The organism is Nitrospira sp. Vd2, assembly GCF_979581665.1.
Genome location: NZ_CEFZSK010000007.1, coordinates 1 through 19,859, shown reverse-complemented (window position 1 = coordinate 19,859; position 19,859 = coordinate 1). Strand labels below are relative to the sequence as shown.

13 protein-coding genes are annotated in these 19,859 nt (G+C 62.0%); 7 read left to right on the top strand and 6 right to left on the bottom strand.

The window, feature by feature from the left end; genetic code table 11:
* Window positions 1-4: 4 nt before the first annotated feature.
* The 4 genes from AC1U7K_RS03645 to AC1U7K_RS03630 all read right to left on the bottom strand — a co-directional run bounded on the left by AC1U7K_RS03645 (window position 5) and on the right by AC1U7K_RS03630 (window position 6,994).
* Window positions 5-2,551, bottom strand: a complete 2,547-nt coding sequence (locus AC1U7K_RS03645; protein WP_480249434.1) for a heavy metal translocating P-type ATPase — start codon at window positions 2,549-2,551, stop codon at window positions 5-7.
* Between the two features lie 144 nt (window positions 2,552-2,695).
* The gene (locus AC1U7K_RS03640) at window positions 2,696-4,081 is read right to left on the bottom strand and encodes a sigma-54-dependent transcriptional regulator (RefSeq protein WP_480249433.1); all 1,386 of its coding nucleotides are present in this window, start codon (window positions 4,079-4,081) and stop codon (window positions 2,696-2,698) included.
* Window positions 4,082-4,186: 105 nt separating this feature from the next.
* Complete coding sequence (locus AC1U7K_RS03635) at window positions 4,187-5,509, bottom strand: DUF1015 domain-containing protein (RefSeq protein ID WP_480249432.1); 1,323 nt, start codon at window positions 5,507-5,509, stop codon at window positions 4,187-4,189.
* 480 nt (window positions 5,510-5,989) lie between these two features.
* Window positions 5,990-6,994 carry a polyprenyl synthetase family protein gene (locus AC1U7K_RS03630; RefSeq protein ID WP_480249431.1) on the bottom strand — a complete coding sequence of 335 codons (1,005 nt, stop codon included), beginning with the start codon at window positions 6,992-6,994 and terminating at the stop codon, window positions 5,990-5,992.
* Between the two features lie 206 nt (window positions 6,995-7,200).
* On the opposite strand from AC1U7K_RS03630, the gene gltB reads away from it, so the two are divergent.
* From gltB to AC1U7K_RS03605, 5 genes are all read left to right on the top strand, one after another.
* On the top strand, window positions 7,201-11,745 hold the full coding sequence (gltB, locus tag AC1U7K_RS03625) for a glutamate synthase large subunit (RefSeq protein ID WP_480249430.1): 4,545 nt from the start codon (window positions 7,201-7,203) through the stop codon (window positions 11,743-11,745).
* A complete protein-coding gene (locus tag AC1U7K_RS03620; RefSeq protein ID WP_480249429.1) occupies window positions 11,738-13,168 on the top strand; it encodes a glutamate synthase subunit beta in 1,431 nt (476 codons plus the stop codon). Before gltB ends, AC1U7K_RS03620 begins: the two co-directional genes overlap by 8 nt.
* A complete protein-coding gene (locus AC1U7K_RS03615) occupies window positions 13,165-14,157 on the top strand; it encodes a PIG-L deacetylase family protein (protein ID WP_480249428.1) in 993 nt (330 codons plus the stop codon). Before AC1U7K_RS03620 ends, AC1U7K_RS03615 begins: the two co-directional genes overlap by 4 nt.
* Before the next feature lie 13 nt (window positions 14,158-14,170).
* A complete protein-coding gene (locus tag AC1U7K_RS03610; RefSeq protein ID WP_480249427.1) occupies window positions 14,171-15,289 on the top strand; it encodes a hypothetical protein in 1,119 nt (372 codons plus the stop codon).
* Window positions 15,290-15,435: 146 nt separating this feature from the next.
* A complete protein-coding gene (locus tag AC1U7K_RS03605; protein WP_480249426.1) occupies window positions 15,436-15,999 on the top strand; it encodes a peroxiredoxin in 564 nt (187 codons plus the stop codon).
* Window positions 16,000-16,072: 73 nt separating this feature from the next.
* On the opposite strand, the gene AC1U7K_RS03600 is transcribed toward AC1U7K_RS03605, so the two are convergent.
* Window positions 16,073-17,302, bottom strand: a complete 1,230-nt coding sequence (locus tag AC1U7K_RS03600; protein ID WP_480249425.1) for a PD-(D/E)XK nuclease domain-containing protein — start codon at window positions 17,300-17,302, stop codon at window positions 16,073-16,075.
* A gap of 136 nt (window positions 17,303-17,438) precedes the next feature.
* Window positions 17,439-18,059, bottom strand: coding sequence for a hypothetical protein (locus tag AC1U7K_RS03595; RefSeq protein ID WP_480249424.1), 621 nt, complete (start codon window positions 18,057-18,059; stop codon window positions 17,439-17,441).
* Between the two features lie 309 nt (window positions 18,060-18,368).
* Between AC1U7K_RS03595 and AC1U7K_RS03590 the strand changes: the two genes are divergently transcribed.
* Window positions 18,369-18,944, top strand: coding sequence for a hypothetical protein (locus tag AC1U7K_RS03590; protein WP_480249423.1), 576 nt, complete (start codon window positions 18,369-18,371; stop codon window positions 18,942-18,944).
* 156 nt (window positions 18,945-19,100) lie between these two features.
* Complete coding sequence (locus tag AC1U7K_RS03585; protein ID WP_480249422.1) at window positions 19,101-19,742, top strand: MBL fold metallo-hydrolase; 642 nt, start codon at window positions 19,101-19,103, stop codon at window positions 19,740-19,742.
* Window positions 19,743-19,859: the final 117 nt, after the last annotated feature.

The window sequence follows — 19,859 nt, the reverse complement described above, 5'->3', positions numbered from 1 at the left end:
CGGGTCAGGGGTGTCTGAGCGGCGTGAACCGACGCAGGCGGAGCGCATTGCCGACGACGCTCACGGAGGACAGCGCCATCGCCGCCGCGGCCCACATGGGGTTGAGCAGGCCGAGCGCCGCGGCCGGGATGAGCAGGACGTTATAGAGGAACGCGGCAAACAGATTTTGTTTGATGTTACGCGTCGTCGCGCGTGACAGCGCGATGGCCGTCACGACGCCGCGCAGGTCGCCGCTGATCAGGGTCACGTCGGCCGCTTCCATGGCGACGTCGGTGCCTGTGCCGATTGCGATCCCGACGTCGGCTTGGGCGAGGGCCGGCGCGTCATTGATACCGTCCCCCACCATCGCAACCACTTGGCCCTGTTCCTGGAGTTTCTTGATCTCGCGCGCCTTCTGCTCCGGGAGCACCTCCGCGAGCACACGATCGACGCCCGCTTGCCGGCCGATGGCTTCGGCCGTGCGCCGATTGTCGCCGGTGAGCAAGATCACGGTAAGGCCCAGTTGGTGAAGCGCCTCCACGGCGTCTCGCGCATGGTCTTTGATGGTGTCGCTGACGGCGATGATCCCGATGACCTCGGCCGTCTCATCCTGCTGCCGACCTCGTGACGCCAGGTATATGGACGTCAAGCCCCGACCGGATAATTCCGCGACGCGCGCCTGCGCTTGTGGAGTCATGGCGATGCCGTCCACTTCCAGCAACCGCAGATTGCCCAACACTAAGGAAACATCGCGCCACGACGCGCGCACGCCATGTCCCGGTACGGCAGCGAAGTCGTGGACGTCTTCGAGTTTCAGGCCGCGCCGCTCGGCCTCTCGCACAATAGCTTTGCCGATCGGATGCTCCGACCCACGCTCCAGGCTCGCCGCCACGCGGAGCACGTCGTCCTCGGGCCATTGGGGTGACAGCGACACCACGGCTTCGACGGACAGCCGGCCCTGCGTCAGGGTGCCGGTCTTGTCGAACACGACGGTGGTGAGATCGCGTGACCGCTCCAATGCCGCCCCGCGGCGAATGAGAATCCCATGCTCGGCGCCTTTGCCGATCCCCACCATGATCGAGGTCGGCGTCGCGAGGCCCAGCGCGCACGGACACGCAATGATGAGCACCGCCACAAAATTGATCAGCGCATGAGGCAAGGCCGGCGCGGGCCCAAAGAGGAGCCACAAGACGAAGGTCAGCGTGGCGACGCCGAGAACCGCCGGAACGAACACCGAGGCGACCCGGTCGGCCAACTGCGCGATCGGGGGCTTGGCCGCTTGCGCGTCCTCGACGATCCGCATGATGCGTGCGAGCACGCTGTCCTTGCCCACTGTCGTCGCCTGAATCTTGAGGCTGCCGACCTCATTGAGCGTCGCGCCGATGACGCGATCGCCGGGCTTTTTCTCGACCGGCAGGCTTTCTCCCGTCAGCACGGATTCATCGACGGTTGAGGTGCCGGACAAAATCACACCGTCGACGGGAACGGCTTCGCCGGGGCGGACGAGGACGAGGTCGCCGAGTACCACATCGGCGATCGGGACATCGGATTCGCGCCCGCCCCGGATGACGCGGGCCTCCTTTAGCTGAAGACCGGCCAGTTTCCGAATCGCCGCGGACGCTCGGCCTTTCGCGCGGGCCTCCAACAGGCGACCGAGCAGGATCAGCGTGACGATCGTGGCCGACGTGTCGAAGTAGACCGCGGGTGGGATGCCGTGCTCGGCAAAGAACTGTGGAGCGACGGTCACAGCCACGCTGTAGAAATACGCGGCCGACGTCCCGACCGCGATCAGCGTGTTCATGTCGCTCGCACCGTGACGAGCCACCGCAAACGCGCCCCGGTAGAATCGCCAGCCCGCCCAGAACTGGATCGGCGTGGCAAGGAGCAGTTGGGCCCAAAACGAGGCGGCTTGCGACATGGGCAACCCGAGATGGTCTCCCATCCCAAGGATCATCACGGGGATCGTCAGCAGCAGGGCGACCGCAAAGCGCCGTCCCAGTTCGCGATCGGGCGCTTCCGGCTCGGCGCGTGTCGCCACTTCTGACTGTCCGAGCACCGGGGTGTAGCCGAGAGACCGGATGGTTTCGGCGATCGCGGCTGGGTTTGTCCTGGCCGGTTGATATTCGACTCGGGCGTGCTCGGTCGCGAGATTTACCGATGCGTTCACCACGCCCGGCAGTTCGCGCAGCCCGCCCTCAATGCGGGCCACGCAGGACGCGCACGACATGCCTTCGACCGGCACTGTCATTGAGGCCACATCTCGATCCGACTGTGGCGAAGGTGGAGGTTCGGTGGCAACCGCTCCTGTCTCATCGAGCGCTGCTGCCGGGCGCCCCGATTCGAGAGCGGCCATTCGCGGCTGTTTAAGAGAGCCGAGCGAGACCATTTGAACGGGTTGTGCCGCACGGGCCGGCATACCTTTCGGTCCCTCTGTGAGAATCTTTTCAGGATTCGCGTCGAAGGCGCGTTTACAGCCGGGTGCACAGAAATAGTATGTGCGCCCGTTGTACTCGGACTTCGCCGGCGCACGATCTTCATCAACCGTCATTCCGCAAACGGGATCAATCGCCATGGCGACCCAAAACTAAGAGGTAAGGGAGTAAAGGGAGATAACGGGACCCACTCGCCCCTTGGTCCATCTTATCAGGCGAGTCAAGGGTGAGAAATAGGGAGCCGAGGTCTTTCCCATCCCCGCCATCTCCTTATCCCCTGCACCCTAGCTCTTCAATGAATCAAGCGAAATGTTCTTTTGGCGGATGAGGCGGGCGAGGTAGGTGCGTTGGAGTTTGAGCTGATCGGCGGCCTTCGTTTGGCTGCCGTTCGCGCATTTCAGCGCGCGGAGGATGATGGCGCGGCTGTGCTCTTCCATCGATTCATGGTACGGCAAGTGATCGTACCCGGTTCCGCGGTCGGCGCCGGTGTCTTGGCCAAACAGCGGAAGCTGGTCTGGTTCGATCTCATCCGTCGGGCTGAGGATCACTGCCCGGGCAATGATGTTGTCGATCTCACGGATGTTGCCCGGCCAGGGATACCGGGTGAGAATGGCCATCGCATCGGCGCTCAGCTTCATGTTCGGCCGTTTGGCGTCGGCCGCATGGCGCTTCAAGAAAAACTCGGCCAGTTGCTGAATGTCTTCGGGGCGCTCGCGCAGGGGCGGAAGCGTGAGCGTGACGACGTTCAGACGGAAAAAGAGATCCTCGCGGAACGCTCCCGTTTTCACTGCTTGCCGGAGATCCTTGTTGGTGGCCGCGATGACTCGGATATTCACGCGCACCAGGCGCGTCCCGCCAACGCGCGTGAACTCATGGTCCTGGAGCACGCGCAGCAACTTGGCTTGAAGACCCATCGGCATGTCGCCGATCTCATCCAAGAACACCGTGCCGCCGTCGGCGATCTCGAGCTTGCCCTTCTCCATCCGGTCGGCGCCGGTGAAGGAGCCTTTCTCGTGGCCGAACAGTTCGTTCTCGAGCAGCGACTCCGTCAGCGCGACGCAGTTGATCACCACGAACGGCGACTGTCGTCGGGGACTCCATTGGTGGATCGAGCGCGCGAACAATTCCTTGCCGGTGCCGCTCTCGCCGAGCAGGAGCACGCTGGCATCCGAATTGGCAGCTCGTTGCGCCAATTCGATCATCGCCTTGGTCTTCGGGCTGGTGCCGATGATCGTGCCATATTTGGTTTCCACCTCGCTCCGGAGGACCTCGACCTGGCGCTGCAGGGACTCGCGCTCCAAGGCCTTCCGCACGGTAATGATTAAGTGATCGAGCTCAATCGGTTTGGTGAGAAAGTCGAACGCACCTTCTTTCATCGCCTCGACGGCTTTCCTGATCGTTCCGTGCGCCGTCATCACGATGACGGGGACATCGAACCCGTCGCGGCCCCGCTGCTTGCCTTGCGAGAGTCGGTGGAGCAGTTCGAGCCCGTTGAGCTTCGGCATCTCCAAGTCCAGCAGCATCAGGTTGGGCGTCTCGCGCTCGATCACCTCGAGCGCCTGACTGCCGTCGTTGGCCGTCAACGTGTCATAGCCAAGCGATTCGAGCCGGTCTTTGAGCACGGTGAGAATGTCAGGGTCGTCATCGACGACGAGGAGTTTGGCTTTCATGAGGCACCAAAAACTTGACGCTGTTATGTCCGGTCATCGTTGGGATACTGAAGTCCCTGAGCACGGTATGTGCGTCGGCTTCCGAGTCACGGCTGGGCGCAATACTCACTCTTCCATCACGTTCATCACCAAGCCGGTGAGCGGCTTGGGGAAAAAATAGGTCGACTTGTGCGGCATGCGGCCGCCCGACGCGGCAACGGCCCGGACCTCGCCGACCTTTGTCGCATTGAGCAGGAGCGCGGCGGGCGCGCGGCCGTCGCGCACCAAGTCCAAGGCTTCATCGTCATCTTTGGTGTAGACGATGGCTTCCTGATCCGACTGAGTCGGCGCCAAGAGGCCGACCACCTCCTGCTGCAGGATCGACACGTCCAACTTGTCTCGCTCGGCTGCTTGAGCGGGTGGGCGCCGAGCCGGACGTAGTTCGAGGAGGTGGTATCCCCGCGCGCCCTTGAGCGCGAGTCCAAACACCGTTACGGTCCGACCCAGGTCTCGCAAGCGTGTCAGAAACTCTTTTCGCGCCTGCGACTCCGGTTTCCCGTCGAAGGGAATTTCGTGGATCACGAAGGCTTTGTCGAGACGGCTCTTGATGTCGTCCCGCTCCGGCAGCCGGTTCATCAGCACTCGATGGGTCGGCAGAACGGTAAGGCCGGGGTCTTCCAGCCCGGCAAACAGCATGAGGACGGCATCATACGGCTGACGTCCGGACGCTCCTGACGCCCCCGCTTGCTGGCGACGCAACGCGCGGTATTTCAGCGAGGTCTCGTACCGATGGTGGCCGTCTGCGATAAACAAGGGCTTCGCTTTCATCAAATCAGCCACGGCGCCGAGGACCGCAGGGTCGCTGATGCTCCACAGCCGTTGCCGACACCCGGTATCATCATGGAACTCGATGCGTGGTGTGTCGAGATCGACTGCTTGCTCGAGCCGCCGCAACACGGATCCCTCGGGATCGGAATACAGCGAAAAAATCGGGCTGAAATTGGCCCGGCAAGCTTCGAGCAGATTCAGCCGATCCGCCTTCGCCGCCGACCTCGTATTCTCGTGCGGGAAGATCTTCCCGGTGCCGAACTCCTCCAACTCGACCGTGGACAGAAAGCCCTTGAGCACGCGCGGCGCCGCGTCACCCGACGGCGTTCGGTAGTCGATCATGTAGAGATAGATCGACGGGGCGCTGTCGCGTCGCAACGCGCCCGTGGCGAGCCATTCCTTCATCGATTGCGCAGCTCGCGTGTAGCGGTTGTTCGTCGGGCCATCGTCGGGGTGATCCAGCCCGAGCTCCAGCCGGATGACGTTATTCGGATGACGGTCGTGCAGCACCCGCTGGTAGGCCGCATCGATGATGTCATAGGGCGGAGCCACCACCTTCGCGATGTCCTTCACCACCGCCGGATTGTACAGGACTCCTCGAAACGGAATCACGTTCGCCATGTGCCCTCTATGATAAGTAATCCTAGGTATAGAAGTCTAGCCGTGGAAACGTCTTTTTTTCCGACAACTGGGAGCCGGCCATCGCCTCCTGATCACTGCCCTACTGGCTGCTCAAAAAGGCCGCTATGTGTTTACCCGCCCACGCCGACCACTGATTTCAAGGGAGCGCGGCGACCGAGGCGTACTGATACCCAGGCGGTTCAAACAAGTCTCGCTTTTCATCAGGGGCGAGTCTTGCTCTGACCCTACAGGCTGCTCAAAAAGCCTGCTTTTCCACCTGCCCGCCCCGGCGCGCCGAGACGCGCCCTTCCCGTCAAGGTCGCAGGGAGCGCGGCGACCGAGGCATACTGATACCCAGGCGGCTCAAACAAGTCTCCAACGAGGCGGCAGGCGAGAAAAAACCGGAGGCGTACCCTCCGGGGTACGTTGAGGATTTTTTCGAGCCGACAACGAAGTTGGGGGCTTGTTTCAACCGCCTGACTAGCGATCGCGATTGACCATATAATCGGCGACTATCGACAGGGCTCGTCTGGGGCAGGACTCTTCGAACGACGCCAAATCCAGGTTGGCCGCGATCACGAATTTTCTCGCGCGCTCGAGCGCATAGGCGATCGATCCGTACTCCTCCATCAACGCGATGATCCGCCGGAGGTCGGCGTCGCTCAGCGTCCGGGTCTCCATCCGATCCTTGATCATTTGCCGGTCGGCCTCGCCGCAGTGCTGGAGCAGATGCAGCAAGGGAAGCGTGGTCTTGCCCTGGCGGAGATCCTGGCCGAGGCTTTTTCCCAACCGATCGCCGTTGGCCGCGTAGTCGAGCGTATCGTCCGCGACTTGAAACGCGATGCCGATCCGCTGTCCGAAGCGAAAGAGTGCGGCCTGTTTGTCCACATCGGCGTTGCCCGCGATCGCGCCGATGGCGCACGAGGCGGCGATCAACCCCGCCGTCTTGTTCTCGACGATGCGAAGGTACTCGGATTCGGTGATGAGCGGGTTGCCGTTGTAGTAGAGCTGCAGCACTTCGCCTTCCGCCATCTTGCGGCAGGCCTCGGACAGCACCTCGTTGATGCCCTGATTCCGGAACCCGACGATATGGCAAATGGCTTTGGAGTAGAGATAATCTCCAACCAGAATGCTGACCTGGTTGCCCCACACCTTGCGTGCCGTCTGGCGTCCCCGACGCAGATCGGCTTCGTCCACGACGTCGTCATGGAGCAGCGTGGCGGTGTGAATAAACTCGACGAGACTCCCCAAATCGAAGACGTCGGTCCCGGTATAGCCGCAGAGTCGGGCGGAGAGGACGAGCAGCAAGGGGCGGATGCGCTTTCCGCCGCTGTTCAGGATATGGGCGGCGACCGTGTTGACGAGGGTGACGGAGGAGTCGAGGTTTTTACTGACGTGTTCTTCGACCCCTTCGAGCTCGCTTCGATAGGCCTCCCACACATCGGCCATCGTGTTCATCGAAGAGATCGCGGGGCCTTCGGGCATGCGGCGATAGTAGTCAGCGGGCGGGTTCAAAGTCAAGCAACACGGCCCTACGCGGCCGCGATTCTTGACACTGCAATAGGCGATCCAGTATCGTGACGATTCATTTATCTGAGCGCGAAACACCGAGCGGCTTCCCGCTATGGGAAGCTCCCTTCAGTTTTGTTTCAGCGGACAGCCCGACCCACGATCACGAGACAGGATACACGATGAACGACCCTGGTTTCCCCAAGAAGCAAGGACTCTACGACCCGCAATTTGAAAAAGATGCGTGCGGCATCGGCTTCGTGGCGGATATCAAAGGCCGAAAATCCCACGCGATCGTCCGTCAGGGTCTGCAAGTCCTCGAGAATCTCTTCCACCGGGGCGCGCAGGGGTGCGACCCATGCACCGGTGACGGGGCCGGCATCCTCTTCCAGGTCCCCCATGACTTTCTCAAAGACGCGGGACGCGAGGCCGGTCTGCAATTACCTGGCGCCGGCGGCTATGGGGTCGGCATGGTGTTCCTGCCGCGCGATCGCGATCAACGGAAGGCCTGCGAGACGGCGTTCGAGCAGGTTGTGGCCAATGAAAGGTTACGGCTGATCGGCTGGCGTGATGTCCCGGTCAATAGCGACGCGATCGGCGTGCAAGCGCGACGTACCGAGCCCGTCATCCGCCAACTGTTCATCGCGCGCGATCGCTACAGCTCGGATGCCTTCGAGCGCAAGCTGTACGTCGTCCGGAAGGTGGCGGAAAAAACGATTCGCGAGTCCACACTTCCCGGCCGCGACTATGTTTACATCCCAAGCCTCTCGTCGAACACGATCGTCTACAAAGGGCTCCTGCTGCCGCATCAGATGACCGCCTACTACCGCGACCTCGCGGAGAGCAGCGTGACGAGCGCCTTGGCCCTCGTCCACTCCCGGTTCAGCACGAACACGTTTCCAACCTGGCCGCTCGCTCATCCGTACCGGTTCATCTGCCACAACGGCGAGATCAATACGCTCAAGGGTAACGTGAATTGGATGCGCGCCCGCCAGGGGCGGCTCCATAGCGAGCTCTTGGGCGATGACATGCCGAAGCTCTTTCCGATCGTCTACGATCAGCAAAGCGACTCGGCGTGTCTCGACAATGCGCTCGAATTCCTCGTGATGGGCGGGCGCTCGTTGCCGCACGCTATGATGATGCTGATTCCGGAGCCGTGGGTCGGCAACCCCCAGATGGATCTGGACCGCCGCGGCTTCTACGAATATCACGCCGCGATGATGGAGCCGTGGGACGGCCCGGCGGCGGTGTGCTTCACCGACGGGAAGCTGATCGGGGCGACGCTTGATCGCAACGGTCTCCGGCCCTGTCGCTATCAGGTGACGACGGACGATCTCGTCGTGCTCGCGTCGGAAGCCGGCGTGCTGCCCACCGAGGTCAAGAACATCCGGCAGAAAGGCCGCCTGCAGCCCGGCCGCATGTTCCTCGTCGATACGGTGCAAGGCCGCATCATCGACGATGAGGAAATCAAGGCCGACATCGTGAGCCGCAAGCCCTATCAGGCGTGGGTGAAACAATACAAGATTTCGCTCGATGAGCTGCCCGAGCCGCTGAACGTCCAGCAGCCCGACCACCCGACGATCCGCCAACGGCAACAGGTCTTCGGCTACACGGTCGAGGAGCTGAAGATGGTGATCACGCCGATGGTCGTGACGGGGGAGGAGCCGGTCTCCTCGATGGGCACCGATACGCCGCTCGCCGTGCTCTCGGAGCGCCCGCAGCTCTTGTTCAAGTACTTCAAACAGCTCTTCGCGCAGGTCACGAACCCGCCCATCGATCCGATCCGCGAAGAGTTGGTCATGTCGCTCGCCACGAACATCGGACCGAAACCCAATCTGATGGATGAGATGCCGGAAGCCGCGCGGCGCATCCGAGTGAAGCAGCCGATCCTGACGAACTCGGATTTGGAAAAGATTCGCGAGATCGCCGATCCGCATTTCAAGAGCAAGACGCTCCGGATGCTGTTCCGGGTAGCCGATGGGCCCGACGGATTGGCGGCCGCCGTCGATCAGCTCTGCCGGGACGCCTCGCAGGCGATCAAGGAAGGGTACAAGTTTTTGATCCTAAGCGATCGGGGGGTCGATCAGGAGTGGGCGCCGATCCCGAGCCTGCTGGGCATCTCCTCGGTGCACCATCACCTGGTCCGCGAGTGCACGCGGACGGAAGTGGGGTTGATCGTTGAGACCGGCGAGCCGCGCGACGTGCATCACTTCGCATGCTTGATCGGCTACGGTGCGGGGACGGTGAACCCGTATCTGGTGTTCGAGACTCTGGTCGACATGGAACGGGACGGCTATCTGCCGGAGGGCGTCGATGCGGCGACGGCCGAGGTGAAGTTCATCAAGGCCATCAACAAGGGTCTGCTCAAGATCTTCTCGAAGATGGGCATCTCGACCGTACAGTCGTACTGTGGCGCGCAGATCTTCGAGGCGATCGGCCTCAATCATGGCCTGATCGACCGGTACTTCACCGGCACGCCGTCTCGCATCGAAGGGATCGGGATCCGGGAAATCGGCGAAGAAACGTTGCGGCGGCACGCCCTCGCCTACGAGCCGGCCCCCATCCGTCAGCTCGACTTTGGCGGTGAGGTCCACTATCGCGTCCAGGGCGAACACCACAATTGGAACCCGGAGACCATCTACAAGCTTCAGCATGCGACGCGGAACAACGATCCGAAGACGTTCAGGGAGTTCTCGACACTCGTGAATGACGAGAGCCGACGGCGGTCGAATCTCCGCGGCCTCTTGGACTTTCAATTCGCCGAAGCGCCGATTCCGCTCGAGGAAGTCGAGCCGGCCAAGGAGATCGTCAAGCGCTTCACGACCGGGGCGATGTCGTTCGGCGCGATCAGCAAGGAGGCGCACGAGACGCTGGCGATCGCCATGAACCGGATCGGCGCGAAGAGCAACACGGGGGAAGGCGGCGAGGATCCGGAGCGTTTCCAACCGTTGTCGAACGGCGACTCCAAGAACTCCTATATTAAGCAGGTCGCCTCCGCCCGCTTCGGCGTCACCACACACTATCTCGTCAACGCGAGGGAGTTGCAGATCAAGATGGCACAGGGCGCCAAGCCTGGGGAGGGCGGCCAATTGCCCGGACACAAAGTTGATGAGGTGATTGCGCGGCTCCGGTATGCGACACCGGGCGTGCAGCTCATCTCACCGCCGCCCCACCATGACATCTATTCGATCGAAGACCTCGCGCAGTTGATCTTCGACCTCAAGAACTCAAACCCCGAAGCCGACATCTCCGTGAAGCTGGTGGCCGAAGTCGGCGTGGGCACGGTCGCCGCCGGTGTGGCGAAGGCGCACGCGGACAAGGTACTGATCAGCGGAGATTCGGGCGGGACGGGCGCCTCGCCGCTCTCATCGATCAAGTATGCCGGCATTCCGTGGGAGTTGGGTTTGGCCGAGACGCATCAAACCCTCGTTCTGAATGATCTGCGCGGGCGCATCAAAGTCGAGACCGACGGTCAGATGAAGACCGGCCGGGACGTCGCGATCGCGGCCTTATTGGGCGCCGAGGAGTTCGGCTTCTCCACGGCCCCGCTCATCGTTGAAGGCTGCATCATGATGCGCAAGTGCCACCTCAACACGTGTCCGGTCGGGATCGCGACCCAAGATCCGGTCCTCCGCAAGAAGTTCACGGGGCAACCGGAGCACGTGGTCAATTATTTCTTCTTCGTGGCTGAGGAAGTCCGCCAGCTGATGGCGAAACTCGGCTTCCGCAAGATGGATGAGATGATCGGGCGAGTGGATAAGCTCAAGGTGCAGAAGGCCGTGGATCACTGGAAGGCCAAAGGCTTGGATCTCTCGCCCTTGCTCCACATGCCGCAGGTGAGCGCGAACGTGGCGACGCACTGCAGTCAGAAGCAGGACCATGGACTCGCGCACGTGCTGGACAATCAACTCATCGAGCTGTGCCGACCGGCCCTTGAGCGTCAGGAAAAGGTCTCGCTCGACTTGCCGATTCGCAATACCAACCGAGCCGTCGGCACCATGCTGTCCAGCCGCATCGCCAAGAGGTACGGTTTGGAGGGGCTTCCCGACGATACGATCACGATCCGCTTCACGGGCTCCGCGGGTCAATCGTTCGGCGCCTTCCTCTCCAAAGGCGTGACGTTGATATTGGAAGGCGAATCCAACGACTATCTCGGCAAGGGATTGTCGGGCGGCAAGATCATCGTCGTTCCGCCCAAGGACGCGCTGTTCGTGCCCGAGGAGACGATCCTGATCGGCAACACGTCGTTGTACGGCGCGACCTCCGGCGAGTGCTATTTCTACGGCGCGGCCGGCGAGCGTTTTGCCGTGCGAAACAGCGGCGTGCGGGCCGTCATCGAAGGCACGGGGGATCACGGCTGCGAATACATGACCGGCGGCATCGTCGTCGTGCTCGGCCGAACCGGCCGCAATTTCGCCGCCGGGATGTCGGGCGGGATCGCCTACGTCTTCAACGAGGACGGGAAGTTCGAACAGCGGTGCAACATGGGCATGGTTGAGTTGGAATCGGTCCATGCGCGCGAGGATCAAGTGATGCTGCGGTCGATGATCGAGGGACATCTCAAGTACACCGGGAGCCGAAAGGCGAAGGTGATTCTCGATTCATGGAGGACCCTGCTGCCAAAGTTCGTGAAGATCATGCCGATCGACTACAAACGGGTGATGGCGGAGCGAAAGGCCGCGGCCCTGCGGGAGCAGGCGCACAAGGACATGGTGGCGCATGGCTGATCCGAAGGGCTTTTTGAAATACTCCCGTGAAGGTCCGGTGCGCCGGCCGGTGGAGTTGCGGGTGCTGGACTGGAAGGAGTTCTATGAGCCGTTCCCCGAGGAGAAGCTCAAGCTCCAAGGCGCGCGGTGCATGGATTGCGGCGTTCCCTTCTGTCAGAGCAGCAACGGCTGCCCGGTCGTCAATCTCATCCCCGAGTGGAACGATCTCGTTCACCGAGGGCGGTGGCAGGATGCCTTGAAGGCGCTGCATACGACCAATAACTTCCCGGAGTTTACCGGCCGGTTGTGCCCGGCTCCGTGTGAATCGGCCTGCGTGCTCGGCATCAACAGCGATCCGGTGTCGATCCGCGTGATCGAATGGAACATCATCGATCGCGGGTTCGACGAAGGGTGGGTGCAACCGGTTCTGCCCGTGAAGCGTACCGGAAAGACGGTCGCGGTCATCGGGTCCGGCCCCGCCGGCCTTGCTTGCGCGCAGCAACTCGCGCGCGCCGGCCATCAGGTGACGGTCTACGAGAAGGCCGACCGGATCGGCGGGTTGCTGCGCTATGGGATTCCCGACTTCAAGATGGAAAAGTGGGTGCTGGACCGGCGCCTCGATCAGATGCGGGCGGAAGGCGTGGAGTTCAAGGCCGGGGTCCACGTGGGCATCGACGTGGATGCCGAGGCGTTGCGGCACCAGTACGACGCGGTCTGTCTTGCCTTGGGGGCCGAGCAGGCCCGGGAACTTCCCGTGCCGGGTCGAGAACTCAAAGGCATCCACCTCGCGATGGAATACCTCACGCAGCAGAACAAGCGCAACGCGGGTGATGTGCTGACCGAGGAGCCGATTACGGCCAAAGGGAAGCGGGTCGTGATCATCGGCGGCGGCGATACCGGTTCGGACTGTCTGGGGACGGCGCACCGCCAAGGCTGCACGGAAGTCCATCAGTTCGAGTTGCTGCCCGAGCCGCCGCCGCAGCGGGCCTCCTCGACGCCCTGGCCGCTCTGGCCGATGCAACTGCGGACCTCGCATGCTCACGAAGAGGGCTGCGACCGGCAATGGAGTGTCTCGACCACCGCGTTCAGCGGCCGCAACGGCCACGTCACCAAGCTGCGCGCGCAGCGCGTCACGTTCAAAGATGGGAAATTCCTCCCGGTGCCGAATACGGAATTCGAGCTCGACGCCGATCTGGTCTTGCTCGCGATGGGCTTTACCGGTCCCGTGAAGAACGGCCTCCTGACCCGCCTCGGCGTTCAGTACGATGCGAGAGGCAACGTCGCCGTCGATGAGAATTTCATGACGAGCGTCGAGGGCGTGTTTGCCGGCGGTGACGTGAAGCGGGGCGCGTCGTTGATCGTCTGGGCGATCGCCGAAGGCCGCAAGATGGCGGCCGGCGTGGACCGCTACCTCTGTGCGACCCGTACTCGGAAGACCGCGTGACCTTTTCAGTGGTCCATCGACAGACCGTTCGCGCGTCCATCGTCGTCTTCGTCCTTTTTGCTCTCGCCCCATCCGTCGTCGGCTCAGCCGATTCTTCTCCGACCACCGTGCTCGATGTCTTGAAGCACTCGCAACGCGTGCTCTGGCTGGGCGCGCATCCCGATGATGAAACGTCGGCGGGTGGCTTGCTGGCTCGCGCGAAAGATATGGCCGGGACGCTGATCATGGCGACGATGACGCATGGCGAGAACAATGACAAAACGTGGAATGGCGTGCGGCGAGGCAGCGAGATGGGTAAGGCGCGAGAAGCCTTGTTCGCCCGTTCGGCCGGCATCTTTCAGGCCGACGCATACGAAGTCGGTCCGTTCGTGAACGGGCCGCGGTCGCTGGAGGAATTGGATGCGCTTCCCGCGAACGCGCCGTTTCGCGATTGGCCGTCGACCGCCACATCGGAAGACGTCATCGCGAAGTGGAACACCGAAGGCGATCCGGTCGGGTATCTCGTGCACCTCCTGCGGCAGCACAAGCCGGATGTCATCGTGGCGATGGATCATTACTGCGGTGTGAGCGGGCATGATGAGCATATCGCGGCCGCGAAGCTGTTGCTCCGCGCGCTGCCGGCCGCCGCCGACGCGACCGCGTACCCGGAAGCCGGGGAGGCGTGGAAGGTCGGACATGTGATTTTTGCGGCTTCCGTTCTCAAACCGTTGGTCGCGTGCCGCTACTGCAAGTGCGAAGGCGAGCCCTTGCCGGAAGCCGTCCAAGAAGTCTTTACCCTAGAGCCGTCCCGGACACACCATCTCACGTATCTCGGAGTCCAGTGTCTCGTCGGACGAAGCTATCAGCAAGGCATGGAAGGCAAAGAGTGGTCGGAAGCCAAGATGCGCGCCGGGTGCGAGCAGGCCCAAGCGGCCGCGAAGCGCGCCTATCGGCCGAAGGTGACAGGCCAACCGTTTTTCGAATCGTTCCGTCTGCGTACGCTGAACTGACCCGCACGATTCTGTGGCGATGCTCGCCGCGATTCCCGTGCTCGTCCTCCTGATCGCCGGCCTCCCGCTCCTTGGTGTCTATCTAGCGGGGCGGCCCCTCGCTCCGTATCTCGAATTCCCGCCGGTCACCGAACATGTCGCCCATGCCCCGTTTTCCTGGGCCGTGTTCAGTGCACTGGCCATGGTCATTGCTGTGTTCGTCCTCCCCGCGCTGTTCCGCATTGCCACGGTGCGCACGTCTTCACCGCGCATGACAGCACAACGCTCGCCGTGGTGGACGTGGCTTGGGCTGGGGCTCGTCGTCCTGTTGTGGCCGCTGGCGTGGACCCGGGCGCCGTGGTTTGAACCGTGGCAGCCATTTACCTTTACGCCCCTCTGGCTCGGCTACATTCTCATCATCAACGGCCTGACATACCGGCGCACTGGTCATTGTCTGCTGACTGATCGGCCGGCGTTCCTAATCGCCCTCTTTCCCGCCAGCGCCGCGTTCTGGTGGACCTTCGAGTATTTGAACCGGTTCGTCCAAAACTGGTACTACGTCGGAGTCCCGGGATTCACGGCCGCCGAATACGTGTTCCATGCGACGGTGTCGTTTTCGACGGTCTTGCCGGCCGTGTTTGGAACCATCGATTGGTTGCGGACCTCGCCGCGGCTCGATGCCGCCTTTCGCGACCTTCCGGCTCTACCCCTGATGCATCGAGAACGACTCGGGTGGGCGCTCTTGATCGTCGCATGCGCCGGACTCGCAGGGATCGGCATCTGGTCTGACTATCTGTTCTCACTGCTGTGGATCGGTCCGCTACTCATTCTCATCGGCTTGCAATTGGCAACGGGCCGGGAAACCGTCTTCGACGAGGTGCGACACGGCGATTGGCGGTCGATTGGAATCCCCGCACTCGCCGCGCTCCAATGCGGGTTCTTCTGGGAACTCTGGAACTCGCACAGCCTCGCTCATTGGCGGTACGCGATTCCCTATGTCCATCGATTCCAGATTTTCGAGATGCCCCTGCTGGGCTATGCGGGGTATTTGCCGTTTGGGCTCGAATGCTACGTGGTCGGTGGGCTTCTCGCGTGCGTGCTCGCCAACCGTGGACTGAGCCACGCCTCACGAAGACAAACGGTTCTGCCTTAGACACCTTGTGCCGGCTTTGCCAACCGGAACCCGCGCCCGCCCTCGCATTCGCGACATCCGTTCTCGATCAATATGCCAAGGTGAGGCCCATCCCTTGCTTACATCATCAGGAGGTGCATCGCTCAATCATCGAAGGAGAACACAACATGGCTTACATCGGTCAGACGCTTCCAACCGGACGCTATCAGGCGTTTTACCGGAACGGGATCCAGCAGATTGATTTCCATCAGTACCGAGACACATGGATCATCCTCATTTTCTACCCGGGCGACTTCACGTTCGTCTGCCCGACGGAGCTTGCCGAAGCCGGGAATCTGTATCCCGAGTTCAAGAAACTTGGTGCGGAAGTGTTTGGCGTGAGTACGGATTCGGTCTATGTCCACAAGGCCTGGCACGATACGTCGCCGGCCCTCAAAGGCGTCGACTTCCCCTTGATTGCCGATCCCACTGGATCACTCGCGCGAGACCTGGGCGTGTATGTCGAGCAAGAAGGTGTCGCGCTGCGCGGCAGTTTCATTTTCGATCCGGACGGCGTGCTCAAGGCTTACGAGGTCCACGACAACAGCATCGGACGCAGTGCCCCGGAATTGCTCCGCAAGCTCGAAGCGGCTATTCGAGTTCGAGAGGGGGAAGGAGAAGTGTGTCCGGCAAGCTGGCGGCCCGGCGAGAAGACGCTGAAGCCAGGGTTGGATCTGGTGGGGAAGATTTGAAGCCGTGCGGAGTGCGGAGTGCGGAGCGCGGATTTCCAATTGCTCAGCACTCAGGACTTAGCACTTTCTAGCGCTACTTCGGGGAGATCAATACCTCGACGCGGCGGCCGTTATAGTTCAGCGTCAGATCGCCTTCCAACCCCTTGGGGTTGCCGATGCGGCCTTCCGGGTCGTAGATGAAGCAGAACAAGAGCTTGCAATCCGGGTGACCTGCATACCGTTCGAAGTCGGCACTGATCTGCTGCGTCAAGGCTTTGGCGCCGAGACCTTGCCGCGTCTTCTTTGCCATTACGACGATCCCTTCGTCCTTGAGGCACAGGTCGGCACGCATCGTCCCTTCCGCATAGCTCGGCGTCCATTCCTCTACTTGGATGTCGTCGAACTCGATGCTGAGGAGCGCGTGAAGGAGGTCCGTCATGTCGCGTTCGTCCTCGACCTCCAGCGTCGGCCGCTCATCTCGGCGCTGTCTCAGTTGGCGGGCCACCCGGTGAAATTTCCCGCAAATTTTGCGCAACAGGGCGACCGGGTCATCGCCGGCCGCGCTGGACGGTGCGTCGACGAGGTTGCGTGCGGGCATGCTCGTCGGCGTGCCGACGGGAACGTTCAGTGAGGGCGACATGCTCTGCTCCTCGGGTTGGGGGTGCGGTGCCGGCGATTGGACGGCGGGAGGTGGCGGAGGCGCCGCCGCAGCCGGTTGCCGTGCCTCACCGCTGTCCTGAACAAGGATCGGAACTTCTGCAGACAACTTCAGCTTGGTAGCCGCGCCCGGAAGACCGGGCGGGACGTCTGGCGGCGTTGGGGCATCGGCCGCCATTGCGACGGGAGCTGGAGGCACCGGTGCAGCGGCCAGCGGGGCCGTCGCGGTCACCGGTGGGGCTGCTTCCGAGACGCCCTGCTCGATGGGTGGCGATTCGACGACCGGCGCGGATTGTTCCTCGGGCGGCGGGGCAGGCTTCGCACGAAGCCCCAATATTTCCAGGCGGCGCTCTTCGAGGCTCACCACCAGATGTTGGAGGAGGGCAATCGTCTCGTTGACGGCATGCTTGCTGTTGATTTTGATCTTGAGGTGCTGATGTTCGAGGTATTCAGGCGAGCGCTCCCCGAAAATTTCCCGAATGGTATCCCGAACCTGATATTCAGCAGTCACTCGCAAGGCGTCCCGGTAGGGAAGGCCGTCCTTTTTCAATTCTTCGACTTGGTGGATCCGCGCACGGAGTTTGACGATCGCCTGGCTGATTTCGTCCGCAGACGTGAAGATCTTCTGTTTGGGGGGGTGTGGTTCTGCCGATTTGCTCTTCGCCATCGGTTCCTCGTTCGGCCGGTGCTCAGGGCCACCAGAAAGTATAGCCGAACCTCGGTATTTCGGAGGGCGGGCAGGAAGGGTCGGGAGGCGCGACGAGTGACGGAGGGATGCTAGACCAGGAAAGCCGGGTTGTGGATTAGGCCTTCCCGCCCGGCATGGATTTGCCAATTTCCGCGATCAACCGGCGCTCGATTTCCGTCGTTTCTTCCGAGCCGGCGGGGAGGATGCGGTGCCCTTGGGCCATGCGTTCGAAATCGGCTTTGACGGTGATCCGTGTCCGAGTCGGGGAGACGGCGTGGATCGCGATCAAATATTGATTCCGGAACCCGGGCACTTCCAGAGAGGCCGGTTCCGAGACCTTTCGCTCGGTCACGTACGCGGCCTTCTGCTCGGTCTTCACACTCAACAGGACGGCATAGCCATGCTTGTTCAACGCTTCTTCAGCGGCTTTGGTCACGGCCGTCATTGACTGGGAGACCTCTTCCGAAACGCCCCCCTTTTCATCGATCCGAAGCGCCTGGGCCAAGCTCGCCGCTCTGTCGGCGATGCGCTGCGCTTCCGCCGTGAGCTTCTTGGTCTTGCCCTCCTGCTCGTCCAATTGCGCCGTCAGCGTCGTCCGTTCCGTCATCACGCGTTCGACCTGCTCCTTGGCCTCCCGCAGTTCCTTGTTGAGCAAGTCGATCTGCTGCTGCATGACCTTGTTCCCGTCTTGAAGCGACAGGATGACGGACTCCTGCTTCTCGACCTGCTTGCGCAAGTTCTCGTTTTCCACTTTCAGGGGGGATTCATCCGGCTGACAGCCCGGAAGCCAGACGCAGAAGAGGGCAGCGAGAAGGAATAGTGAACGGGAACGGGGGAGGATGCGCCGGCTCTCTCTCTCTGGGCGTATGAAGGTTGATGTCATGACGCAATGAAGCGCGGCCCGATTCTAGGACCAATCGTGTGCGAATGCAAATCGTTCCCCGAGCGTTGACCCTTCCGACCGCCGAACGTTATTCTCGACGCGATGGGATCCCGTTCATTCGGGCGATTACTGGCGGGCCTCGGCCTCGCATGGCTCGGCCTCATGGCCATACCGACACTGCCGCTCGGTGGTGAGCCAGCGTCCGCCGACAGCGAGGAGTATCTAATTTACGATCGAGTAGTGGAGGCGAAATTTTTGACCTCCGAAACGGGGCTCGTCTTGATCCGTCGTATGACGGCCACGACCGTCGGACCGTCCGAGGTCGCCTTTACCCGAAAGTTTTTCGATGAGAACCAGTTCTTTGACGGCCTCCTTCCTGCCGCGCTGCTGGCTGATTTCCTGCTCAAGGTGACCAAACCGTCCAAGCTCGATCCTCGCTTTCGTTTCGGCGTGCGGTACCGGCTGGTCACGGAATTCGAGGATGGCGGCCTTGAAGAAACCCGCACCCCGGCGCTCGGCACGGTGCGGCCGGTGCAGCCGTTGGGGAACAGGTTGATGCTCGAGTTTTCCCGTGTGGCATTCACGCCGCGTGCGGATCAGGCATTGGTCTATGTCGGCAATTATCGTCCGGACGGGACCGGGGCGGGGTTTCTCGTCTGGCTCGCGCGGCAGGGTCCGGGGTGGGCGATTCTCGACTCGGAAGTCGTGTGGTCGGCCGTCCCCGAAAGAGAGCGGTAAGGCGGTCTCTTGCGGGCGGCGGTCGCCGGGTTATAGCATGAAGCAGAGTCGGCCTTGGCCAATTTCGGGTAAGACGGGTGAGCGGCCTCGTTGGCCGTCTTCATGCTTGAAACGTTTTCCACAGCGTCTCTCGTTGCGTAACAGCGTGGCTTCCGCGTGACAACCACCTTGATCCGAAAAACGTTTCCTGTCCCCCCGCTCGGCTGCAATTGCTCAATCATTGGTGACCCGCAGACGAAAGAGGCCGTGGTCATCGATCCGGGCGGGGCCGTCGATCAGATTGTGAAGTCGGTCCAGGACCTTGGCTTGGTGGTTCGAGCGATTCTCCATACCCATGCCCATTTCGATCACTTTCTTGCTTCGGGTCGCCTGAAAGAGGCCACGGGTGCGCCGCTGTATTTGCATCCGGACGATCGGCCGCTGTGGGATATGTTGGAACTGCAGTGCCGGATGTTCGGGGTGCCGTATGTTCCCGCGCCATCCCCGGACTCCTGGCTCAAGGATGAGGACCGGCTGGCGGTGGGCGCGGTCGAAACCTTTGTCTTGCACACACCGGGACATACACCGGGTTCGCTCTGTTTCGTCTGGCCCGCGGCGCACCTTCTGGTTGCCGGCGACACCCTGTTTCGCGGCGGGATCGGACGCACCGATCTGTGGGGCGGCGATTTTGACGCAATCGAACGGTCGATTCGTGAGCGGCTCTATACGTTGGACGAGGCGACGCGCGTGGTCACGGGTCATGGTCCGGAAACCGAGATCGGCTATGAACGCGCCTTCAATCCGTTTGTTCGTGCGTAGGAGACGCGAGGTGCGCGAGGCGAGGAATAACTCCCCTCACGTTTGCGCACGGGCGCGAGTTCGTGAGCGCCCAGTGTCTTGAAGCTGGCGGCCTTTTTCAACATCCTGCTAGTGTCC

Excerpts from the sequence above, each read along its gene's own strand:
- AC1U7K_RS03645 (WP_480249434.1), bottom strand. The coding sequence starts at position 2,551 with ATGGCGATTGATCCCGTTTGCGGAATGACGGTTGATGAAGATCGTGCG.
- AC1U7K_RS03640 (WP_480249433.1), bottom strand. The coding sequence starts at position 4,081 with ATGAAAGCCAAACTCCTCGTCGTCGATGACGACCCTGACATTCTCACC.
- AC1U7K_RS03635 (WP_480249432.1), bottom strand. The coding sequence starts at position 5,509 with ATGGCGAACGTGATTCCGTTTCGAGGAGTCCTGTACAATCCGGCGGTG.
- AC1U7K_RS03630 (WP_480249431.1), bottom strand. The coding sequence starts at position 6,994 with ATGCCCGAAGGCCCCGCGATCTCTTCGATGAACACGATGGCCGATGTG.
- gltB (WP_480249430.1), top strand. The coding sequence starts at position 7,201 with ATGAACGACCCTGGTTTCCCCAAGAAGCAAGGACTCTACGACCCGCAA.
- AC1U7K_RS03620 (WP_480249429.1), top strand. The coding sequence starts at position 11,738 with ATGGCTGATCCGAAGGGCTTTTTGAAATACTCCCGTGAAGGTCCGGTG.
- AC1U7K_RS03605 (WP_480249426.1), top strand. The coding sequence starts at position 15,436 with ATGGCTTACATCGGTCAGACGCTTCCAACCGGACGCTATCAGGCGTTT.
- AC1U7K_RS03600 (WP_480249425.1), bottom strand. The coding sequence starts at position 17,302 with ATGGCGAAGAGCAAATCGGCAGAACCACACCCCCCCAAACAGAAGATC.
- AC1U7K_RS03590 (WP_480249423.1), top strand. The coding sequence starts at position 18,369 with ATGGCCATACCGACACTGCCGCTCGGTGGTGAGCCAGCGTCCGCCGAC.